This window comes from Bacteroides sp. MSK.18.37 (assembly GCF_019129155.2).
GTDB classification, from domain to species: domain Bacteria; phylum Bacteroidota; class Bacteroidia; order Bacteroidales; family Bacteroidaceae; genus Bacteroides; species Bacteroides ovatus.
This window is the reverse complement of record NZ_JAHOIB020000001.1, coordinates 5,452,724-5,476,087: the sequence shown is the minus strand read 5'-3', so window position 1 is coordinate 5,476,087 and position 23,364 is coordinate 5,452,724. Positions and strand designations below refer to the sequence as shown.

Genomic DNA, 23,364 nt, shown 5'->3' with positions numbered 1-23,364 from the left:
ATATGGAGTTAATCATTCACATATTAATGCTGTTTATCGTGATTAACTGCAGTTTCAAACTCAGTTTCTGGAAACTTTGGCAAACCGTAATATACAGCCTGATAGCCGGTCTTTTTGTAGCCGGCACCTGGCAGTATGCTATTCTCCAGTCAAAGACACAGATTGCTGATTATCTGCAGAACACGGAAGCATTGCAAAACATGGCTATTATCATAACGCTTGAGTCAGCACTCTGCTTCGGCTATTGCGTGGCTTTCCTGCGCGGACTTTATGGTAAGAAGAATTTATGGTGGGCGGAATTACTTCGCTGGTATCCCAGCTTGTTGCTCTTCCCCGTATTATTCTACTATCTCACAGAAGCTATCTTCCGGTTACCTGGCGTAGACTTTTCAGTGACAGCCTGGTCACTTGCAGGGATAGTGGTTATCGCCATCCCATTATTAAGCCGGCTGATGAAGTATCTTGTACCCGAAGACGATCTCCGGTTGGAAGTTCATTTCCTTGTCAGCTTATTCATCTGTATCCTCGGACTACTGACCACTGTCAATGGGAAAACGACCTATGCCGCCACCGAAGAGGCGCTCAACTGGAAAGCGATTATCTTGTCCATCGGTCTGTTCGTTGTCCTGTTTCTCATTGGATTTGCCTGGAACAAGCTGAAATGGCCTTTATTACAACGTAAAGAATTAAAAAAAAGAAGTAAAATCAATCAATAAAATATTATATGGAACTCATCTCTAAACTTTTATTCTGGGTAGCGAACAGTTTACTTATACCCGATATCATTATTTTGCTGTGCCTGTTCGTTCGTTCACTTATTTTGATCGGAGGCACCTACAACATGTACATGACCAAACGTAAAAATGACAAAGCACTGGACCAACTCATTAAAGATGCACGGATAGACGATCTGAAAGCAGCTTTACCCGACAAAGACAATTCACTATATATGGGTTATCTCCGCGATCTGCTCTACCATCCGGCCAGTGCAGATTACTCTGACTTCCTGATAACAAAATTCGAGAATGAAGCAGAGAAAGATGTGTCTCTTTCTAAAATGCTGGCTAAGATAGGTCCGGTTCTCGGATTGATAGGAACATTGATTTCCATGAGTCCGGCACTTGTGGGACTTTCTACAGGAGATATCTCCGGAATGGCATATAATATGCAGGTAGTATTTGCAACGACTGTTGTAGGTTTGGTTATTAGTGCTGTGGGACTGATATCCATGCAGTTCAAACAACGTTGGTATGCCAAAGATGTCAACAACCTCGATTATGTATCAAGAGTATTAAACGAAACAACCGGAGAGTCCAATAATGAAAAGAAATAGAAGAGTCAGCAAATTCCTCAAAGAAGAGGATACCGACCCGCTAAGTGTAGTAGTAAACTTGTTCGACGTAGCGATGGTATTTGCCGTGGCATTGATGGTAGCAATGGTGATGCACATGAATATGACGGAAGTTTTCGGACAGGAAGATTTCACCATCGTGAAGAATCCTGGTAAAGAAAATATGGAAATCATCTCCAAGGAAGGAAAGAAAATCAACACTTACAAGCCTTCCGGTCAGAAAGAGGAGGATTCAGGGAAAAGAGGAAGAAAAGTAGGGATAGCCTACGAACTGGATAACGGTGAGATTATTTATGTTCCGGAATAACCATTAAAAGTATATTTCCTACCAATAATCAATAGTATCGGGCAGGACAATCCTATTCAGGCATTGTCTGCCCTTTATTTCTTTCATTTTACATTGATAACTATCAGAACAAAACATGGTTTCTTCTTTATCAAAACCCGACAAAAGACACACACATTATCGCAGAAATCTACTAATCATCTGCCTGTTATTAGGTATCGTTCTCATTACTTTCTGCTTTTTGCTTTGCCAGCACGACAGTCAGGATATGGACTGCGATTGCTTAAGATGCCTGTTAAGTACTCCTCCCCAGGAGGGAGAGTATCTCTACAACCGTTATCTGCTCCTCATCAGTGTTCTCTGCTTCTTGTTAATATTCCTGCCCATTTATATATTCGAACATCGACAACATATAAAAAGGAAATAAAAAAACAAGCCACCGAAATGAGTCACTCATTCCGATGGCCTATCCCCTTTAAACACCTTTAAACAAAATGAAAATATGCCTCATATACTAACTAAACTAACTAACCCTCGAGGCATATTTTAAAAGAGACTGTCGCATCAACCTCTTTTTATTATAGATAGCTTTCGCTCTCTAATCTTATTTACGAGCTTCAGCAATATAGCCGAGAGCTTCTTCACATTTTGCAGTTACATAAGCCCAGTCTTCTGCTGCTACCTTATCTTTCGGGAACAGTTTAGAGCCCATACCTACGCAGAATACACCGGCTTTAATCCATGCAGTCAGGTTTTCTTTAGTAGGTTCTACTCCACCTGTTACCATCAGCTTAGACCATGGCATCGGAGCCATCAAACCTTTCACGAAGTTAGTTCCGTAAACATCACCCGGGAATACTTTGCAAAGATCGCAACCTACTTCCTGCGCAAAACCAACTTCTGACACAGAACCACATCCCGGAGTATAAGCTACCGAGCGACGGTTACATACCTTAGCAATTTCAGGGTTGAACAACGGACCTACCACGAAGTTAGCACCCAGTTGCAGGTACATAGCAGCAGTAGCCGGATCAACGATAGAACCGATACCGATTGCCATTTCAGGGCATTCTTTTGCTGCGAATTTAACGATTTCAGCAAATACTTCCTGTGCAAAGTCACCACGGTTTGTGAATTCGAAAGCACGAACACCACCGTCATAACAAGCCTTTACTACTTTCTTTGCAACTTCTGCATCTTTGTGATAGAATACAGGAACCATTCCTGTAGAGCCGATCTTATTCAATACGGCTATTTTATCGAATTTTGCCATCTTATTATTTACTATTTAAATGAATTGATTTTCTTTACTTTTCAACTCTCCAAATTATCTCTGTACGCGACCGCTTGCGTCACCACCAGCCAATGCTTCTACTTCTTCTACAGAAACAAGGTTGAAGTCACCATTGATAGTATGTTTCAATGCAGATGCAGCAACAGCGAATTCAAGAGCAGCACCCTGATTAGGTTTAGTCATCAAACCATGGATAATACCGCCGGAGAAAGAGTCACCACCACCTACACGGTCGATAATCGGATCGATATCATAACGCTTTGAAGTATAGAATTCTTCTCCGTTGTAGATCATCGCTTTCCAACCGTTGTGAGTAGCAGAGAAAGATTCGCGCAAAGTAGAAACTACATATTTGAATCCGAATTCTTTCATCATCTGCTGGAAGATACCTTTGTAACCTTCAGCATCTGTGTGACCAGCCTCAACGTCAGCATCCGGCTTGAAGCCCAAACAAAGTTCTGCATCTTCTTCGTTACCGATACATACGTCTACAAACTGCATCAACGGTTTCATGATAGACTGTGCTTTTTCTTTAGTCCACAGTTTCTTACGGAAGTTCAAGTCAACAGAAACAGTTACACCGTGACGTTTTGCAGCTTCACAAGCCAGACGAGTCAACTCGGCAGCCTTGTCAGAGATAGCCGGAGTGATACCAGACCAGTGGAACCAGTCAGCACCTTCCATGATTGCATCAAAATCGAAATCAGCAGCGTCAGCTTCAGCAATAGCAGAGTGAGCACGGTCATAAATAACCTTGCTAGGACGCATAGAAGCACCAGTTTCCAAGTAGTAGATACCTACACGGTCGCCACCACGAGCAATAAAGTCTGTCTTAACACCATATTTACGCAATGCGTTAACAGCAGACTGTCCAATTTCATGTTTCGGCAATTTAGTTACGAAATAGGCCTCATGTCCGTAATTGGCACAGCTTACTGCAACGTTAGCTTCTCCACCACCATATACTACATCAAAAGAATCAGATTGAACAAAACGAGTATTACCCGGAGTTGATAATCTAAGCATGATTTCGCCTAATGTAACGACTTTCTTTCCCATAATCTTATGTTTCAATTTCTAAGTTATTAATATTATGAACTTTCAATTTATCATTCCAGCCCCATTTCAAGGGTTAACACATTGATTATATGAATATTAATATATAACATAACTAATATCACATACCTTTCGTGTGCGGGCACAAAGATACAACAATTTTCGTAATTACAAAAATTGTTATATATTTGTATCGAAAATATTAAGATTATTATTGTGTGCGAGCACAAAAACCTATATAAATAAAGGTTATCGTATGAATAAATTGCCCGAAAGGATCAGGATCAAAGACATCGCCCGTCTGGCAGATGTATCAGTGGGAACAGTAGACCGCGTTATCCATGGACGTAGCGGAGTGTCGGAAGCCAGCAAGAAACGCGTAGAAGAAATTCTGAAGCAGCTTGACTACCAGCCCAACATGTACGCCAGTGCTTTGGCTTCTAATAAGAAGTATACGTTTATCTGTCTGCTGCCGGAGCATCTGGAAGGCGAATACTGGACAGCGGTAGAAACCGGTATCCACGAAGCTATTGCCACTTATTCGGATTTCAATACTTCGGTGAAAATCAACTATTACGATCCATACGATTATCATTCATTCGTCAACGCCAGTGAAGCCATCCTGGCCCTGCAGCCGGACGGAGTGATGGTAGCTCCTACCGCTCCGCAATATACGAAAGGATTCACCGATCAGTTGCAGGCACTGGATATACCTTATATATATATAGACTCCAATATTAAAGAGGTTCCTCCCCTCGCCTTCTTTGGTCAGAACTCACGTCAAAGCGGATATTTCGCTGCTCGAATGATGATGTTACTGGCACGGGAGGAAAAGGAAATTGTGATTTTCCGCAAAATACATGAAGGAATTGTAGGATCTAATCAGCAGGAGAACAGAGAAATCGGTTTTAGGCAGTACATGAAAGAACATCATCCGTCTTGTACTATACTGGAACTTGACTTGCATGCCGAACGCAACGACGAAGATAACGAGATGCTGGACGAATTCTTCCGCACTTATCCGATGGTTAAGAACGGAATCACTTTCAACTCTAAAGCCTACATCGTTGGCGAGTACCTGCAAAGCCGTGGAAAGAAAGACTTCAATCTGATAGGCTATGACCTTCTGGAACGGAATGTCACCTGCCTGAAAGAAGGAAGTATCTCCTTCCTCATCGCCCAGCAGCCGGAACTGCAAGGAGCCAATGGCATCAAAGCTCTATGCGATCATCTTATTTTCAAGAAAGAAGTGACTCGTATCAACTATATGCCCATTGATCTGTTAACAGTAGAGACAATAGACTATTACCATAGCAAATAACAACAAAGTACAACTTTACAAGTACATTACATGGAAACAAAGTATTTAAGAATTAATCCTGCCGACAACGTCGCCGTTGCCATTGTTAACCTCCCGGCAGGAGAGCATCTTTCTGTAGATGGCATTGAGATTACATTGAATGAAGACATTCCTGTGGGACATAAATTCGCATTGAAGAACTTTGCTGAAGGCGAAAATGTAATCAAGTACGGTTACCCTATCGGACATGCACGGATGGCAAAGAAACAGGGTGACTGGATGAACGAAACGAACATCAAAACCAACCTCGCCGGATTGTTGGACTATACTTACAACCCGATTCAGGTTTCTTTGGATATTCCTCATAAAGATCTTACATTCAAAGGTTATCGTCGCAAAAACGGTGATGTAGGGGTAAGAAACGAAATATGGATTATCCCGACGGTAGGTTGCGTAAACGGTATCATCGGTCAACTGGCCGAAGGACTTCGTCGCGAAACTGAAGGTAAGGGAGTGGATGCCATTGTCGCTTTCCCACACAACTACGGTTGCTCACAACTTGGTGACGACCACGAAAATACGAAAAAGATTCTTCGTGACATGGTGCTTCATCCCAATGCAGGTGCTGTATTGGTAGTAGGCTTAGGATGTGAGAATAACCAGCCGGATGTATTCCGTGAGTTCCTGGGCGAGTTTGATGAAGACCGTGTGAAGTTCATGGTTACTCAAAAGGTAGGTGACGAATACGAAGAAGGAATGGAAATCCTCCGTGATTTGTATGCAAAGGCTTCTAAAGATGAACGTACCGATGTTCCTTTGTCCGAACTACGCGTGGGATTGAAATGCGGTGGATCCGATGGTTTCTCCGGCATTACGGCAAACCCGCTATTGGGTATGTTCTCCGATTTCCTGATTGCACAGGGAGGTACAAGCGTATTGACTGAAGTTCCGGAAATGTTCGGTGCAGAAACAATCCTGATGAACCGTTGTAAAAACGAAGAGCTGTTTGAACAGACTGTCCATCTGATTAATGACTTCAAAGAATACTTCCTGTCACATGGAGAGCCTGTAGGTGAAAATCCTTCTCCGGGCAACAAAGCCGGTGGTATCTCTACTCTGGAAGAAAAAGCACTGGGATGTACCCAGAAATGTGGAAAGAGTTATGTATCCGGCGTAATGCCTTACGGCGAACGTTTACAGAAAAAAGGACTCAACCTGCTTTCTGCTCCGGGCAATGACCTGGTTGCAGCCACTACTCTTGCAGCAAGTGGATGTCACATGGTACTTTTCACCACCGGACGCGGTACTCCTTTCGGCACTTTTGTTCCGACCATGAAGATTTCCACCAATTCAACCCTGGCTAAAAACAAACCGGGATGGATTGACTTCAACGCCGGTGTGATCGTAGAAAACGAACCGATGGAAAAGACTTGTGAACGCTTCATTGATTATATCATCAAAGTGGCAAGCGGTGAATTCGTAAACAACGAAAAGAAAGGCTATCGCGAAATTGCTATCTTTAAAACAGGGGTAACCTTGTAAACAGGTCGCTATCTGATACAACAAATATATCGAAGATAAAAGATACATTGTTAAAACAATAGAGTTGCTATCCCGTTCAACTTATCATTGAGTGAAGGATAGCAACTCTTTTTTTGTTATACCATATCATCGCCTGTTTTCTTAAACGTAACGCGGATTGTTTTATGGAAAGGAATAAAACGAGAAATCACAGCTATGACAACAGATATAACCAACAAATAACCCAGAATCTCTTTCAGTGCCAGCAACAGGCTTTGTTGTTGTAACGTATTATATAAGGAGTTGGTTGCCAACTGCGCAGCCTCATCATACGGATGTCCCTGTGTCATCGCATTGTTCAGCGACTGGCTATAGCGTGTTGACGACAATGGATCAGTAGCAGTTATAGTCTCCGACAAAGAATACATATATTTTTGTTGCAGTCGGTACAGTACATTACTATAAAAAGAAGTCGCCATGATAGGTGCCAGCACGGAACGGAAAATAATCAGGAAGAAAGCATTCGACAATAAGTATTTCGGATTCAAGTCTTCCACGGCAAATAGGGCAAAAGCAATAATCAAAGTCAACATACCCAAACCACGAAAGAAGATAGGCAGGTAGAGCATCTCATACGTACTATCCGGAGAAATGCCAAAATACAAAATGGCAAAGAAAATCACAAAGCAACTCATTCCTCCCGCTATCAGAAAACGGAAACGCCACCGTTGCCAGCGAAACCACCAAAAACAAATAAAGGCGCCGACTACATATCCCGGAAGCAAATAAATATAAAGAGAATAGGTATGCGTAGTATCTACTTTCAGAATAACAGTCAGATAGTTAGTCAGCAAAGTGGTTGATGTACTGAAAAACATCACGAGCATCATATAAAAATAGCCCACAATTGCTTTGGGTTGGAACAAAGGAGCCAGACTTACATAAGGATTCTCCAAACGGCTCTGATACCAGATGAACAGCGCAATCAGCATAGGTGCTATTACAATATAAATACATATCTTACCGGAAGCCATCCAATCGAGCACTTTGCCATAATTGATAACGTACATCAACATCAGCAACCCGGCCGAAATAACAAACATCTCACGGATATGCAGATCAGACCATGCGACAGCTTTTATGGGACGATTATGCCGGAAACAGATGATAACAAACAGAATGGAAATCAAGATCAATACCATCATAAAGTAGTACATATACTTCCAGTTATAATGATACGCCAGTAAAGCCGTTACCAGCATCGAAGCTTGTCCCCCACCGTAAACCAACGGATAAAAATAAGAATAGAACTCGCTACGCACATTCTTCGGACTGAAAATCTTCTGGGCATAACGAATAAACCACAACATAAGAAACCCTTTCAAGAAACCGACAGCAAAACTACAGACAATCAAAATATCTGCGTTTTGCGTACGTGCACAAACCCAACTCAAGAAGAATTGCAGTACTAAATCAATCAATAACAGAGATTTCACGGAAAAGGCTGCCAACACCTTAGGAATAATCGGGTATGCGATAGCCATACCTGCCGAAGCAGCGTAATACCCCATCGTAATATCTTCCGAATTAGTACCCAGCGTGTTCGACACTTCCAGCATACTGCCTGTATACGAGCCATTGAGCATAGTGACCGGAAGAATCACGATGAAAATGCTGATAAGTCCAAGCCAATCGGGCACCCATTGACGAACAGGTGCCTCCAATTCCTTCATGGTAATCATTTGCGTAAAGCTTCTGTTTCCACCATCATCCCGGCTCTCAACTGTGCCATTTCTTCCGGAGAAACATCTTCCAAGTCGATACGCACAGGGATTCGCTGCTGCACCTTTACAAAATTGCCGGCAGAATTATCTGTAGGAACCAAGGAATATTTAGACCCGGTTGCCTCGGAAATTGCAGTGACTTCCCCGTGAAAAATCTTTCCGGGCACTGCGTCTACTTTAATACGCACCTGCTGGCCAATATAGATATTAGCAATCTGCGTTTCTTTATAATTAGCGGTAATCCACTTGTCCTTGTTACGCACCAAATAAGAAATAGTCTGTCCGGTCTGCACATATTGACCGGGTTCAAGCGTACGCCTACCCATATATCCATCATAAGGAGCAGTGAGAACCGTATAAGACAGATTCAGCTTAGCCAAATCCAGGTCTGCTTCTTTACGCAAAATGGCAGCCTCCGTACCGGTTGTTTTCTTACTTGTCTCCGCATATTGTGATAATGCCGCCTGTTTCTGTGCAACTAATGCCTGATAACGTGCCTTTGCTGCCTCATAAGCAGCTTTCGCTTGCTCATACTGCTGTTCCGGAACAGATTCTTCTTTCAACAAACGTTCAAAACGATGATAATCCTGTTTCAATTGCCAAAGTTTCGCTTTCGCTTCAGCGATGTTGGCATCCTGTACGGCAATATTCGTATGGGAAGTTTCAATACCCGAATGAAGAACATCCTGCGAGCCATGTGCATCCAACAATGCAGCTTCCGCTTCCTTTACCTTAATCTGATATTCACGATTGTCAAGCACCAGCAGAGTATCTCCCTGATGGACATATTGATGTTCCTTAAAACGAACCTCCTTGATATAACCCGAAGCCCGGACATTCAAAGGAGCTACATATTGATCTACAAAAGCATCATTAGTCACTTCGTAATTCACATAACGCCAGAAGTAATTAGCAGTCCACCAAAGTCCGGAGACAGCCAAACAGACACATACTAAATTTAAAACGATATTACGAACTCTTACTTTTTTCAGTTTCTTCTGTTTTTCTTTCCATTCAATTGCCATATCTGTTCTGTTTATTAAAGACGTCCACAAGCCTTCTGAAGTTGATAATAAGTATAAATCACACGAGTGCGTGCAGTGACCAACTGCAATTCCACATTCAAACGGACGGAATTCGCATCAAGTAAATCAGTCAGGATAGCCAGTTGATTCAGATAACGATTCTGCATAATACGGTAATTTTCTTCCGCTTGCCGGACAGACAGTTTTAGAGCCTCTACCCTCTGCAACGCTTCCCTGTGGCGTAAAAATGCCGAACGTACATCCATGCGGATTCCCTGCATTTTCTGTTCTTCTTCATTCTTCCGCAAAGACACCATCAGTTTGCTCTCTTTTACTTTATGATTGTTCTTGTACAGTGAAGATAAAGGATAGGAAACCGATACTCCCACATTCCAGTTATTGTTATACATATCCGCCAATGTACGTGAAACGGGACGTGCCAATGTATTCGATGCATATAGCGACACACTGGGAAGAGATAAGGATTGGGCAGAACGGATTTCATTCCTTGCCAATTCTGTCTGTGCGCGAAGCAGCCTCATCGCCGGATCATTTTCATACGCCTGAACAATATAGTCATCATAGGACTGCAAAGCAACTGCCTGATAGAGAATGGTTGTATCCGGTTGTAATAACAAGTTCTCATCCTGCCCCAACAAGATATTGAGTTGCTGCGATACAAGCGCAATGCTATTTTCCGCTTCCTCCAAAGACAGTCGGTCATTAGTCAGCTGCATTTCGCTCCGCAATACATCATTATTGGTAATCAGCCCCTCTTTTTTCATTCGCCGGATATCGCGTAACCGGAGTTCCGACTCTTCAATATTCCGTGTCAGTATCTCATGCTGCTTAAACAGACTAAACAAGTTCATATACTGATTGAGTAACCGTAACTTTATTTCCGCCTCATCGGTCAACGTTTGTAGTTCGGCAACTTGTTTTTCTATATCCGCTTTATGAATAGCACTTCGGATTTTACCACCCTGATAGAGAGGCTGTGCCAGATCAATCGCATAATTTTGTGACCAGTCCGGTGCTTCCGGATATGAAGGATCGGATAATCCCCGTTCCCAAACAACAGGCTGCCCTACAAATCCCCCTTTCAGTCCGATCTGCAGTTCCGGTAACTGTGCAGACCGTGCGGTCCGTATCCGCTCCTGCGCCATAGATTCTTTCATTACATCCGCCTGAAGTTGCAGACTATGCTGTACCCCCCGTTCAAAAAGCTGATCGATAGTGAGAAACAAAGAATCCGTTTGTGCATTTATGGATTGAGCAGCCAAAAACAGGCTAGATAAAACCGCCCCATACTTCTTATACATTTTCAAGTACATCGCATACACTCTTTAATTCAGACAACATAGTTTCAATGCTCTCTATACCAACAATTTTTTCTGCATATACATAAACCTGATCGAGAATCGGACGAATCTGTTCTTTAAATTCTTCCCCTTCGGGAGTCAGGAACACCAGTTTATTACGACGGTCGGCAAGATCTTCTTTCCGATGAACATACCCTTTCTTTTCCAGATTATTCATCAAATTGGTGAGACATGCCTTATCTTTTGCAATGCGTTCCGCCAATATCTGCTGACTAATTCCCTGCTCATGCCATAAACTACTTAATACCTGAAGCATCTCAAACGTAATACCCGCATTATTTTTTCTCAATGTCCGTTGCATAGACCGGCGAAAAGCCATACGGGTACGAACAATCTGCAACATGAGTTCTCTAAACTCTGCTCCTTCTCTCATTTTCTATACTCTTTTTACCTGTTTCGTTTCGGCGGCAAAGTTAGGTATTTCCTCCGAATTAGTCAAACGTTTGACTAATTTCATTTTCAAACCCTCTTTATATAATTTCTGACTATTCGTTCATTCACCCATTAAACAACTGTATATTAACGCCTTATCATACCATTCAAATATTTATCATTAAAATATTCAGGCAAAAAGTTTGTTCATCTGAAATCTTTTATTTTACTTTGTATCACAAAGTACTTTTTATATGGATAAAGATAAAGCATTAGAATCGGTAAATGAGATAAAAGAGTTGATGGAAAAGTCGTCCAAGTTTATCTCTCTAAGTGGTCTCGCTGCAATCATGGCGGGCATTTACGCATTAGCTGGCGCATACATCGCTACACAAGTTATTACCCCGGGCACACATTTAATTGTTGCTCTCGAACTAATGGTTATTATAGCTTCGCTCGTATTGGTAGCAGCTGCGGTCACCGCCTGCATCCTGTCCTATTATAAATCCAAGAAGACAGGACAGAAATTTTTCAGCCGCCTCACCTACCGGGCATTGTGGAACTTTTCTCTTCCGATGCTGACCGGAGGTGTTTTATGCATCTCCATCATGATGCATGAGTATTATGACATCCTGGCTTCCGTCATGCTTTTATTTTACGGACTAGCACTGGTCAACGTATCCAAGTTCACTTACTCCAGTATCGTATGGTTAGGATATGCTTTCATTTGCCTGGGAGTCGTAGATTGTTTTTGGGAAGGTCATTCACTGCTGTTCTGGACCATCGGTTTCGGCGGTTTCCATATTCTTTATGGCATATTGTTCTATTTACACTACGAAAGAAAGAGATCATAAATGATAGAAGCATTCCAATATATTAATAAAGCATTCGAAAGCAAGGTCCGGCTCGGTATCATGGCTATTCTGATGGTAAATGAGGAAGCCGACTTCAATTTTCTGAAAGAGCAGCTCTCTCTGACAGACGGCAATCTTGCCAGCCATACCCGTTCCCTGGAAGAACTGGGATATATCGTATGTAACAAAAGTTTTGTTGGACGAAAGCCACGAACTGTTTTTCAAGCAACCCCGCAAGGCAGAGAAGCTTTCAAATCTCATATTGAAGCTTTAGAGAAATTTCTAAAATCAAAATAAATAATTCATCAAAACACTACTGGCTTATGGACGGTTTCAATGAAAATTCAAATGAGCAACAGGTGCAGCAACCTATGGGATGTCTCCACCGTTTCTCCAAAACAATCAAGGTTGTCATCATCGGATTATTAATTCTTCTCCTGATGATACCGATGTTCATGATTGAAAATCTTATTTCCGAACGGGGACGAACCCAGGAAGAAGCTATCGACGAGGTAAGTGAAAAATGGAGTCTGGCACAGACCATCACGGGCCCCTACCTGAATCTCCAGTATCCGGTCGTCATTGAAAATAACGGCGAGAAGAAGGTTTCTATCAAAGACCTGATACTTTTTCCCGATGAGCTTATGGTCAGCGGACAACTAAAGACTGAAATTCTGAAAAGAAGTATCTACGAGGTCAATGTATATCAATCGGAACTGACATTGAAAGGGTCATTCAGTTCGGAAGAATTGAAAAAGAGCAGAATAGATATGGAACAGCTGCAGTTTGACAGGGCAGCTATTTGCCTGAATCTGACCGATATGCGTGGCATCAGCGAACAAATCAGCATCACTTTGGGAGATTCAGTTTACATCTTCGAGCCGGGTATGGACAACAGAGGCATAGATAATACCGGAGTTCATGCGATCGCTAATTTGTCGGAATTGAAGCAGAATAAAAAACTCCCTTATGAAATAAAAATCAAACTGAAAGGTTCACAGTCACTCAACTTTATTCCGTTGGGTAAAACAACCCGTGTAGATCTGAAAGCCAACTGGAATACACCGAGCTTTACCGGAAACTATCTGCCTAACAACCGGAATATTACGGAGAAGGAATTTTCCGCGCAATGGCAGGTTTTAAACTTGAATCGGAATTATTCGCAGGTGATGGCTGACTACAACACCTCGAACATCAAAGATATTGAAAACTCCAGTTTCGGTGTGAATTTCAAAATTCCGGTGGAACAGTACCAGCAGTCCATGCGCTCCGCAAAGTATGCCATTCTGATTATCCTACTGACTTTCGGAGTGATCTTCTTCACTGAAATCATGAACAAGACCCGTATTCATGCCTTGCAGTATTTATTGGTAGGACTAGCTCTCTGTCTATTCTACAGCCTGCTCCTCTCTTTCTCCGAGCACGTCGGTTTCAACCCGGCCTATTTGTTATCTTCTGCACTGACTATTATACTGGTAGGCGGCTATATGTTCGGAATTACCAAGAAAAAGAAACCATCATTAATCATGTCCGGCCTATTGGCTATACTCTATATTTATATCTTTGTTCTTATCCAGCTGGAGACTTTCGCATTATTGGCAGGCAGCTTAGGACTGTTTATCATTCTGGCAATAGTGATGTATTTTTCAAAGAAAATAGACTGGTTTAATGAATAATCGGCTTTTCTTCTGAAACACTTGACAAATGGCTTTTTATTTTGTATCTTTGAGAAAACAAAAGCAATAAGAGAAATGAAAAATCTAGGAAAAATAGAGACATAAAGGACCTTTAAACTGATACATTTTAGTATTAATACAGATATATCATAGGGCAATGATCTAACGATCATTGCCCTATTTTGTTTATATTTTTACTTAACTCATTCTATAGAATCTCTAAAAATACTCAAAATAGTTTTTAATAAACTCTGATACCGTTTATAATAAACTATCAAAAAGTTTATTATAAACCGAAAGTACGTTTATTAAGAACGTAGTCTTTAATTGTAAAAATTGACAAACACGTTTTCATACAATAGGAGGTTATAAATAAGCCGTTCATTCATACAGTAACATAAACAAACAAAATTCTTTATTTCATCCAAACGATTGAACTTCCTTCACTCACTACACACTAAAATGTTTTCTTCAAATATATCATATCCACCAACTGCACACCATCCTCATACATCGGATGATCGTAGTTGTCAGTAAAGAAATTCTTTATCCGGTGAGAAACCGTGAAACCACAGTGTTCATAAAAAGATCTGGAAGAAGGTACATCGCCTGTACCCACTAACATTTCAGAACACTTTCCCTGATAATATTCAAATAAAAATTCGATTAAACGTTTTCCGTACCCCTGCCGTTGAAAGAAAGGAACGGTAGCAATATTCTTGATTTCATAAATACCTTCCCCTTCACGAGTCACTACACAAAGAGCTTTCAATCCGTTATCATAAAGAACGAACATATCGCCGCGCTCCAAATACCGGTCAATCATACTTTCCTGTTCATCAGCCAAGAGTAATAATTCGAGAAATTCTTTTTTATCTGAAGTTACTAGCTTTATCTCCATATTATCTATTTTATCATAAAATAAAAATGTTACCGACTCATTTGTCTGTGGTCCAAAATAGTATCCATATTCTCCAAAGCCCATCCCACCAGTCCTTCAATATGAGGAATCAAAGTGCCACCCGTATCTGTCAGACAATACTCCACACGGGGAGGTACTTCAGCATATACTTTCCGTTCAACCAATCCATCTGATTCCAGAGTACGCAATGTTACAGTCAACATTCTTTGTGAAACATCTTCTATCGTTTTATGAATATCACTAAAACGCATGGTGCCGTTTGCGTTCAGCGTAATAAGCACCAGCATCGACCACTTGTCTCCCAAGCGGCTAAGCACATCTCTTATCGGACAATTTCCTATCGGATGAAAGTTTTTCATTCTTTAACGTTTTGTATTTTATTGAGTTCCAACAATAGTTACCTCTATGTAACTTCCTTATTTTCAAGTACGTTATTGCATTTCTCAAACTAGAAAGATACATTTGCATCACAAAAGTAATAAACTTACTAATAATAACTATTGTTTCATTTAAATAATTATGATTATGGCAAAGAAAGTTGCAGTTTTAGCAGTGAATCCGGTAAATGGTTGTGGATTATTCCAATATTTGGAAGCGTTTTTCGAGAATGGCATTTCATATAAAGTATTTGCCGTATCGGATACGAAGGAGATTAAAACAAATTCAGAAATCAGCCTGACAGCAGACGATGTGATCACTAATTTGAAGGGACACGAAGATGAATTCGATGCACTCGTTTTCTCTTGTGGGGATGCAGTACCTGTATTTCAGCAGAATGCCGATAAACCCTATAACGTAGATTTGATGCAAGTCATTAAAACTTTCGGAGATAAAGGGAAAATGATGATCGGACATTGTGCCGGTGCAATGATGTTTGACTTTACCGGAATTACCAAAGGGAAGAAAGTAGCAGTTCACCCATTAGCTAAACCAGCTATTCAAAACGGAACAGCTACCGATAAGAAATCAGAGATAGATGGCAACTTTTTTACTGCTCAAGATGAAAACACCATTTGGACAATGATGCCACAGGTTATCGAAGCATTAAAATAATGTTTGCAACGTAGATATAAAACAATAAATATAAACATTATTATATTAATCTACGCATCCGAAGATGAAAAAGCACGTTCCTTTAAAAGCAACAGTGTGTTTCTCGGTGTACAACGGGTCGTTTCTTTTAAAGGAACGACCCGTTGGTTTTAAAGGAAAAATGTACATTTATTGCGCATTAATAATCAATCACTTACAGATTCAAAAAATTCAATGACCGACTAACTTCCCCAATCATTATTCAATTCAATAAATCCGCACAAGTGTTCACTCCTTTATTTCTCAAATGATTATTGTTAGTTAACTAAAATCCAAGAGAAATATCATATATCACATTCTCTTTTCGTACCAAAAAAAAGAAAAACGGAACATTACAAAAAATCTGAAACAGCGTTCATCATTTTTTAAAAGTCCGTATATTAGCAGCTTGAAGACTTGAAAGAGATAAACAGCATACTCCTTCCGAGTTTAAATAACCAAACAAGATGCCTAAAACAATATGATTAGAGAAAGAGAGAATTACAATGCATTTTTACTTCATTTTTTAGAAAGACTGAATAGCTGTGACTCTATTGAGAAAAAAATCACAGAATCACTTACGGATATTTGCGAATACTATGGCTTTAAAAGAGGATTCATTTATCAAACTGACGGATTTCGCTACTTCTATCTAAAGGAAACTGTCGGAAATAACGACAACGTTTTGCGACAACGTTTTGAAATCAGCGAAATGACCAATCAACATGTTGTCCGTGCAAATGGAAAGAACAAACCTTTTTATGCTTGCAGAAACCAAAATACTTCTTGGGATGATGTAGACATCGTGGATTTCTATAAAGTCGATTCATTACTAATCCGGCAAATTCAAGACTCCGAAGGAAAAATTATCGGATTCATCGGATTTGGAGACAGAGAACATGCAATATCTTTCACCGATGAAGAACTGCAAATGATTCATCTCATTTTAGGCTCCCTCTCCAAGGAAATAGCAGTGCGGGAATATAAAGAAAGAGAAGTACGGGCGAGCAAGACGTTAAGCAGCATCATGAATAATATGGGGGTTGACATCTACGTAAACTCTTTTGATTCCCATGATATGCTATATGCCAATGAATCTATGGCCGCTCCTTATGGAGGTATCGAACACTTTGAAGGAAAAAAATGCTGGCAGGCTCTATATAAAGATAAAACCGGAGAATGTGAGTTTTGTCCTAAGAAACATTTGATAGATGAAAACGGGCTGCCAACCAAGGTATATTCCTGGGATTACCAACGCCCGTTCGACAAATGTTGGTTCCGGGTATTCAGTGCAGCATTTGCCTGGATAGACGGACAGATGGCACACGTGATTACCAGCGTTGATATTGACCACCAAAAAAACAATAGAAGAAGAACTAAGGATAGCCAAAGAAAAAGCGGAAAACCTGGACCGCTTAAAATCAGCCTTCCTCGCCAATATGAGTCATGAAATCCGTACTCCGCTCAATGCGATTGTCGGCTTTGCCAGTTTACTGGTCGAATCGGATGACAAAAAGGAACGCCAGGATTATGTCGATATCATGCAAGAAAACACCGAACTTCTTTTACAACTGATATCCGACATTCTCGACTTATCAAAAATAGAAGCCGGAACACTCGACTTCACCATGGATTATCTGGACATCAAGAGCTTCTGTGAAGATATCATACGCAATTATGATATAAAAGAAGATAAGCCGGTACCTGTATTACTAGCCCCCACCCTACCCAATTTTTATATCTATACTGACAAGAAACGTCTGATGCAGGTTATCACAAACTTTATCAACAATGCCCTCAAATTTACAAATAAGGGACAGATTCTTCTTGAATATCATCTGAAAGAAGATACCTGTGAAATTGAATTTTCCGTAGCTGATACAGGAATGGGGATTGAACCGGACAAAGTAGACCGGGTATTCGACCGCTTTGTGAAACTCAATTCATTCTCAAAAGGCACAGGCTTAGGGCTGTCTATTTGCAGGAGCATTATCGAACATCTCGGCGGCACTATTGGAGTGGAATCCGAGATGGGAACCGGCTCGCGTTTTTGGTTTACTCATCCCTACCAAAGCGTATCCCTATAAAATTGAATAAAAAGCCCGTTAATCAGAAAAAGACCTGAAGTCTTTTTTTCATTCATTTTTTATGGTCAAAATCAAGTTTAATTCATTTATTATTAATACTTTTGCCAATGCATAAACTTAATAAGCCACCAGAAAATTAAATTTAAAATGACAACTCTTTTTCAAACCAAAATAATTAACTCATATATAATAAAATTATTTTTGTCTTTCTGTCTATTAGCTTTTTCCTACATATCACCGATTCTAGCTCAAAAAGATTCAGTGAACTCGTCAAATTATCTTTTAATCATTAATTCATATACAGAAGCAGCTCCCTGGAGCTTCAGAATGATTTCAGCCATTACCGAATATGCCCAGAATTCGCCTCAATTAGCACTCTATACCGAACACATGAACATGCTAATGATGGACACAGACTCCACTTTGAATGAATTCAGACAGGCAGTTCTGGAAAAATACAAGCGACATTCTCCGCGTATGTTGATATTACTCGGAAACTCCAGCATGATATTACGGGACGACTTCAGAAAGATGTGGGGAAATATTCCGATTATACTATGTGCTGAAGAAGATTACATCGGCCCGAAGGAATTTTATCTCCAAAAGAAGCCTGTTGAGTTGACTGCAAGAACCCCGATTGCAGATATGGCGCAGCCTTACAATCTCACTTTCCTACATTCCAATTTCTATATTAAAGAAAATATAGACCTGATTTGCCGAATGACTCCCGATATTAAAAATTTCATATTTATCGGTGATGAACGGCAAAACAACCAGACTTACAATATGGTTATCAAACAAGAATTGAAAAAGAGCCATCCCGACATCAATTATCAATTCATATCGCCCCGGAAGATGCAAACCAATCATTTACTGGACACCCTTTACACCGTTGATCCTAAAACAACAGGAATACTTTTCTCTTCATGGTTTTACAAACACACCTTTGCCGGCAACACCTCGCTAGTTACAAATTCACACCTATTAGTCTCAACGACTTCCGCACCTCTGTTCAGCCTTGGGATGATGACAATCAAGGACAACGCAGGAGGAATAATTGGCGGATACATCTACGATCAACATGTATACAGCCAGAAAATCATACAAACGATCCAATCAATATTGAATGGCAAACAAGCATCCGAGATACCTTTTTACGAGCCTTCAGATGCCGCTCCGACTATCAACTACAATGTTTTGCTACGTAAAGGAATGTCGCCATACTTATGTCCACCGGGCACTATTTTCTTTAACAAGCCGCCTACGTTTTGGGAACAGTACGGATACTTTATTTTAGGAACCATAGTCTGCTTCATACTGCTTGCCCTATTCTTCCAATACCGCATCAGTCATCTGAATAAGCTCAAGAAAATACAACAGAAAGAGATTGACACAATGACTTCTTACAAAAACCTGATTAACAATATGCCTATATTGTATATGCAAGAAGAGTTAATCATGAATGAAGAAGGTACCCCGATAGAACTTGTATACCGGAATGTCAACGCTCATTTCGAGAAAAGTTTTTTCCGTAAAGAAGATGTAGTAGGCAAGAAAGCCAGTGAAATATTCCCTGAATCCATGCCGGAGTTCCTGCATTTCACCAAAATGTCACTTGCGGAAAACAAGGCTATCACTTTCCCCTATTATTTCAAACAGATAGACACCTTCTATGATGTAGTACTAAAAGGAACTCACCACAACAATATTGTCGATATTTTCTGCCTGGACAGCACCGAACTACACAAAGCACAACAAAAACTAAGTGCTACCAACAATAAACTGGCAATGGCACTGGACGTAGCCAATATCGTGCCTTGGAAATGGGATTTGCGAAGCAAAACCATACTTTGCGACATCAATAGGCCTATTGAGCTTAGCACAAACGATAAAGACGTGAATGAAGAACAATTGGCAGTGCCCGATTCCCAATATTTCTCAAAGATATTCAAAGAAGACCGTAAACGGGTAGAAAAAGCCTATGATGACCTGATAGAAGGGCGATCGGATAAAGTCAGGGAAGAATACCGGGTTATCAATGTACAGAATAACATTCACAGAATCGAATGGGTGGAAGCTCAAGCCGCTGTAGAGACCCGTGACGAAAACGGCAAGCCGCTCACCCTGGTCGGTTCTTCACTAGTCATCACCACACGGAAAAAGATGGAAATGGAATTGACCACAGCCAGAGACCGGGCAGAAGAATCCAATCGTCTGAAGTCTGCCTTCCTCGCCAATATGAGCCATGAAATCCGTACTCCCCTCAACGCTATTGTCGGTTTCTCCGGCATATTGGCTTCAACAGACGAGGAAGAGGAAAAGCAGGAATATGTGAGCATCATTGAAAACAATAATACCTTGTTATTGCAATTAATCAGTGACATTCTTGATTTATCAAAGATTGAAGCCGGAACATTGGAATTTCAATATTCCAACATAGACTTGAACAAAATGCTGAACGAGTTAACGAGCTCATTACAATTAAAAATAAAATCTGAAAAAGTACAGTTAACCTGCCATCTGGCAGAGAAAAACTGCTTTATCCATACAGAGAAGAACAGGCTGTCACAATTGCTCATCAACCTGATAAGCAATGCCATCAAATTCACCACTGAAGGATACATTCGTTTTGGTTATGAACTCCGCGGCAAAGAGATCTATTTTTATGTCAGCGATACTGGCTGTGGCATTCCCAAAGACAAGCAAAAGAGCATTTTCGGACGCTTCGTCAAATTAAATAGTTTCGAACAAGGCACCGGCCTGGGACTTTCTATCTGCCAGACTCTGGTAGAACACATGGGAGGTACCATCGGAGTAGACTCGGAAGAGGGCAAAGGTTCAACATTCTGGTTCACGCTGCCATATAAAGCCGCAATAGCCGTAGAAGAAAGCATAAAAAAAGAGGAAATTCAGCCGATAAGTATAGAAAAAAACAAGTTTACCATTCTGATTGCCGAGGATAATGAAAGTAACTACAAACTGTTCGCATCCATACTAAAGGGAGAGTATCAATTAATTCATGCCTGGGATGGACAAGAGGCGGTGGAAATGTTCAAGCAATATAATCCGCAGATTATATTGATGGACATCAATATGCCGGTCATGGACGGTTACGAGGCAACTAAAGAAATACGCAAATATTCTGCCAAGGTACCTATTATCGCCATTACGGCTTTTGCATACGCTTCGGATGAACAACGGGTGATGGAAAGCGGTTTTGACGGCTATATGCCTAAACCTATCAATGCCCGCCTGTTGAAAGCACAACTGACGGAAATCATGCAAAAGCGTATTATTTTACTTTAAGAGACAGAGAACCGAAAGCAAAAAACGAATATCTACATATTCCATTTATGACTGAAGAAAAAATACATAAAAACCGCACCGGAAGTTGGTGGGCATTAAGTCCGTTGCTCGTATTCTTATGCCTTTACCTGGTAACTTCCATTCTTGTCAACGACTTTTATAAAGTGCCTATCACGGTGGCTTTCCTTGTTTCTTCCTGCTACGCCATTGCTATTACCAAAGGATTGAAACTAGACCAACGCATCTATCAGTTCTCCGTGGGAGCTGCCAATAAAAATATCCTCCTGATGATATGGATATTCATTCTTGCCGGAGCCTTTGCTCATAGTGCGAAACAAATGGGAGCAATCGATGCCACTGTCAATCTGACACTGCATATTCTGCCGGATAACCTGTTACTGGCAGGCATCTTCATTGCCGCCTGTTTCATCTCTTTATCCATCGGAACCAGCGTAGGAACTATCGTCGCCCTTACTCCCGTTGCCGTAGGACTGGCAGAAAAGACAGAAATAGCTCTCCCCTTTATGGTAGCCGTCGTAGTAGGCGGTTCTTTTTTCGGAGACAACTTATCTTTTATCTCCGACACCACCATCGCTTCGACAAAAACCCAGGAATGTGTAATGCGCGATAAATTCCGTGTAAATTCTATGATTGTCGTCCCGGCAGCCATCATTGTGTTGGGAATTTACATATTTCAGGGACTATCCATTACCGCTCCCGCCCAAACACAGACCATTGAATGGATCAAAGTTATACCTTATATAATAGTATTAGGAACAGCCATTGCCGGAATGAACGTGATGCTCGTACTCATAATAGGTATATTGACAAGTGGCATCATTGGCATCGCGACCGGCAGCTTTGGAATTTTCGACTGGTTTGGTGCCATGGGAACGGGAATTACAGGAATGGGAGAACTGATTATTATCACTCTATTGGCCGGAGGGATGCTCGAAACCATCCGTTATAACGGTGGTATCGATTTCATTATCCGGAAACTCACCCGCCACGTCAATGGTAAAAGAGGAGCCGAACTAAGCATTGCCGCCCTGGTAAGTATCGCCAACTTATGTACAGCCAACAACACAATTGCCATTATAACAACAGGACCGATTGCCAAAGATATTGCCGTGAAATTCCATCTCGACCGAAGAAAAACAGCCAGTATCCTCGATACTTTCTCCTGCCTGATACAAGGGATTATTCCATACGGAGCGCAGATGCTGATTGCAGCGGGACTTGCCAGTATCTCCCCCATCAGTATCATCGGAAATCTCTACTATCCGTTTACAATGGGAGCATGCGCCCTGCTAGCAATTTTGTTCCGCTATCCGAAACGGTATTCGTAAAAAAGATGCGAAATGTTTGTCAATCAAAAGAAAAGCCGTATCTTTGTGCCTGCTATTACGAGATAATAGTATAATTCAAATCAATCATTAAAAACAATTATTTAAAATGGCAACTAGAATCAGATTGCAGAGACACGGACGTAAAAGTTACGCGTTCTATTCAATTGTAATTGCAGACAGCAGAGCACCACGTGATGGTAAATTTATTGAGAAGATTGGTACTTACAACCCTAACACCAATCCTGCTACAGTAGATTTGAATTTCGACGCTGCATTGGCATGGGTACTGAAAGGTGCACAACCAAGTGACACTGTACGTAACATTCTTTCTCGTGAAGGAGTTTACATGAAGAAACATCTTCTGGGCGGTGTAGCAAAAGGCGCATTCGGAGAAGCAGAAGCTGAAGCTAAATTCGAAGCTTGGAAAAACAACAAACAGTCAGGTTTGGCTACTTTGAAGGCTAAACAAGACGAAGCTAAGAAAGCTGAAGCAAAAGCACGTCTGGAAGCAGAAAAGAAGATCAACGAAGTGAAAGCAAAAGCACTCGCTGAAAAGAAAGCTGCTGAAGCTGCCGAAAAAGCTGCTGCTGAAGCACCTGCAGAAGAAGCTGCCGCAGCTCCGGCTGAAGAAGCTCCTGCAACAGAAGCTGCTGCTGAATAAATTTCAGCAGATTCCGAACAAGAAATCAGGAAAAGCTATAAATCCTCTCCGGTCCGCCGGAGGGGAT

20 protein-coding genes and 1 pseudogene are annotated in these 23,364 nt (G+C 41.1%); 13 read left to right on the top strand and 8 right to left on the bottom strand.

Going from position 1 to position 23,364, the window contains the following annotated elements; all coding sequences use genetic code 11:
• Nucleotides 1-2 precede the first annotated feature (2 nt).
• Genes KSX81_RS21140 through KSX81_RS21130 form a run of 3 tightly spaced genes read left to right on the top strand, consistent with a single transcriptional unit; the run spans nt 3 to nt 1,658 of the window.
• Nucleotides 3-716, top strand: coding sequence for a hypothetical protein (locus KSX81_RS21140; RefSeq protein ID WP_004300149.1), 714 nt, complete (start codon nt 3-5; stop codon nt 714-716).
• 8 nt (nt 717-724) lie between these two features.
• Nucleotides 725-1,333 (top strand): MotA/TolQ/ExbB proton channel family protein, encoded by a 609-nt coding sequence (locus tag KSX81_RS21135; RefSeq protein ID WP_004300150.1) that lies wholly within the window; start codon nt 725-727, stop codon nt 1,331-1,333.
• Entirely contained in the window at nt 1,320-1,658 is a 339-nt protein-coding gene (locus KSX81_RS21130; RefSeq protein WP_004300151.1) for a DUF2149 domain-containing protein, read from the top strand. The genes KSX81_RS21135 and KSX81_RS21130 overlap by 14 nt, the downstream gene beginning before the upstream one ends.
• Nucleotides 1,659-2,241: 583 nt before the next feature.
• Here the strand turns inward: KSX81_RS21130 and KSX81_RS21125 are convergent.
• On the bottom strand, nt 2,242-2,910 hold the full coding sequence (locus tag KSX81_RS21125) for a bifunctional 4-hydroxy-2-oxoglutarate aldolase/2-dehydro-3-deoxy-phosphogluconate aldolase (protein ID WP_004300153.1): 669 nt from the start codon (nt 2,908-2,910) through the stop codon (nt 2,242-2,244).
• 54 nt (nt 2,911-2,964) lie between these two features.
• Entirely contained in the window at nt 2,965-3,990 is a 1,026-nt protein-coding gene (locus tag KSX81_RS21120; RefSeq protein ID WP_004300154.1) for a sugar kinase, read from the bottom strand.
• 253 nt (nt 3,991-4,243) lie between these two features.
• Here KSX81_RS21120 and KSX81_RS21115 point away from each other — a divergent pair, with 253 nt between their 5' ends.
• Entirely contained in the window at nt 4,244-5,308 is a 1,065-nt protein-coding gene (locus tag KSX81_RS21115) for a LacI family DNA-binding transcriptional regulator (RefSeq protein WP_004300155.1), read from the top strand.
• A 30-nt stretch (nt 5,309-5,338) separates the two neighbouring features.
• Nucleotides 5,339-6,829: a UxaA family hydrolase gene (locus KSX81_RS21110; RefSeq protein WP_004300156.1), complete on the top strand. Its 1,491-nt coding sequence runs from the start codon at nt 5,339-5,341 to the stop codon at nt 6,827-6,829.
• A gap of 116 nt (nt 6,830-6,945) precedes the next feature.
• Here KSX81_RS21110 and KSX81_RS21105 read toward each other — a convergent pair whose 3' ends face one another.
• The 4 genes from KSX81_RS21105 to KSX81_RS21090 are packed head-to-tail and all read right to left on the bottom strand — an operon-like array spanning nt 6,946 to nt 11,372.
• The gene (locus KSX81_RS21105; protein WP_004300157.1) at nt 6,946-8,550 is read right to left on the bottom strand and encodes an MFS transporter; all 1,605 of its coding nucleotides are present in this window, start codon (nt 8,548-8,550) and stop codon (nt 6,946-6,948) included.
• Nucleotides 8,547-9,617 (bottom strand): HlyD family secretion protein, encoded by a 1,071-nt coding sequence (locus KSX81_RS21100; protein WP_004300158.1) that lies wholly within the window; start codon nt 9,615-9,617, stop codon nt 8,547-8,549. The genes KSX81_RS21105 and KSX81_RS21100 overlap by 4 nt, the downstream gene beginning before the upstream one ends.
• 14 nt (nt 9,618-9,631) lie before the next feature.
• Complete coding sequence (locus KSX81_RS21095) at nt 9,632-10,951, bottom strand: TolC family protein (RefSeq protein ID WP_004300159.1); 1,320 nt, start codon at nt 10,949-10,951, stop codon at nt 9,632-9,634.
• Nucleotides 10,932-11,372, bottom strand: a complete 441-nt coding sequence (locus tag KSX81_RS21090; protein WP_004300160.1) for a MarR family winged helix-turn-helix transcriptional regulator — start codon at nt 11,370-11,372, stop codon at nt 10,932-10,934. Before KSX81_RS21090 ends, KSX81_RS21095 begins: the two co-directional genes overlap by 20 nt.
• Before the next feature lie 253 nt (nt 11,373-11,625).
• Here KSX81_RS21090 and KSX81_RS21085 point away from each other — a divergent pair, with 253 nt between their 5' ends.
• The 3 genes from KSX81_RS21085 to creD are packed head-to-tail and all read left to right on the top strand — an operon-like array spanning nt 11,626 to nt 13,901.
• The gene (locus KSX81_RS21085) at nt 11,626-12,225 is read left to right on the top strand and encodes a hypothetical protein (RefSeq protein ID WP_004300161.1); all 600 of its coding nucleotides are present in this window, start codon (nt 11,626-11,628) and stop codon (nt 12,223-12,225) included.
• A complete protein-coding gene (locus tag KSX81_RS21080) occupies nt 12,226-12,522 on the top strand; it encodes a winged helix-turn-helix domain-containing protein (protein ID WP_004300162.1) in 297 nt (98 codons plus the stop codon).
• A gap of 26 nt (nt 12,523-12,548) precedes the next feature.
• Nucleotides 12,549-13,901, top strand: a complete 1,353-nt coding sequence (creD, locus tag KSX81_RS21075; RefSeq protein WP_004300163.1) for a cell envelope integrity protein CreD — start codon at nt 12,549-12,551, stop codon at nt 13,899-13,901.
• 457 nt (nt 13,902-14,358) lie between these two features.
• On the opposite strand, the gene KSX81_RS21070 is transcribed toward creD, so the two are convergent.
• On the bottom strand, nt 14,359-14,802 hold the full coding sequence (locus tag KSX81_RS21070; RefSeq protein ID WP_004300165.1) for a GNAT family N-acetyltransferase: 444 nt from the start codon (nt 14,800-14,802) through the stop codon (nt 14,359-14,361).
• Nucleotides 14,803-14,831: 29 nt separating this feature from the next.
• Nucleotides 14,832-15,182, bottom strand: coding sequence for a winged helix-turn-helix transcriptional regulator (locus KSX81_RS21065; protein ID WP_004300166.1), 351 nt, complete (start codon nt 15,180-15,182; stop codon nt 14,832-14,834).
• Between the two features lie 166 nt (nt 15,183-15,348).
• Here KSX81_RS21065 and KSX81_RS21060 point away from each other — a divergent pair, with 166 nt between their 5' ends.
• The 5 genes and pseudogenes from KSX81_RS21060 (at nt 15,349) to KSX81_RS21040 (ending at nt 23,297) form a co-directional block, all read left to right on the top strand.
• Nucleotides 15,349-15,876 (top strand): DJ-1/PfpI family protein, encoded by a 528-nt coding sequence (locus KSX81_RS21060; protein ID WP_004303842.1) that lies wholly within the window; start codon nt 15,349-15,351, stop codon nt 15,874-15,876.
• A gap of 499 nt (nt 15,877-16,375) precedes the next feature.
• Nucleotides 16,376-17,981: pseudogene (locus tag KSX81_RS21055) on the top strand (GAF domain-containing sensor histidine kinase).
• A 147-nt stretch (nt 17,982-18,128) separates the two neighbouring features.
• On the top strand, nt 18,129-21,287 hold the full coding sequence (locus tag KSX81_RS21050; protein WP_032846867.1) for an ATP-binding protein: 3,159 nt from the start codon (nt 18,129-18,131) through the stop codon (nt 21,285-21,287).
• 47 nt (nt 21,288-21,334) lie between these two features.
• Entirely contained in the window at nt 21,335-22,636 is a 1,302-nt protein-coding gene (locus tag KSX81_RS21045) for a Na+/H+ antiporter NhaC family protein (protein ID WP_004300171.1), read from the top strand.
• Between the two features lie 106 nt (nt 22,637-22,742).
• Entirely contained in the window at nt 22,743-23,297 is a 555-nt protein-coding gene (locus KSX81_RS21040) for a 30S ribosomal protein S16 (protein ID WP_004300172.1), read from the top strand.
• Nucleotides 23,298-23,364: the final 67 nt, after the last annotated feature.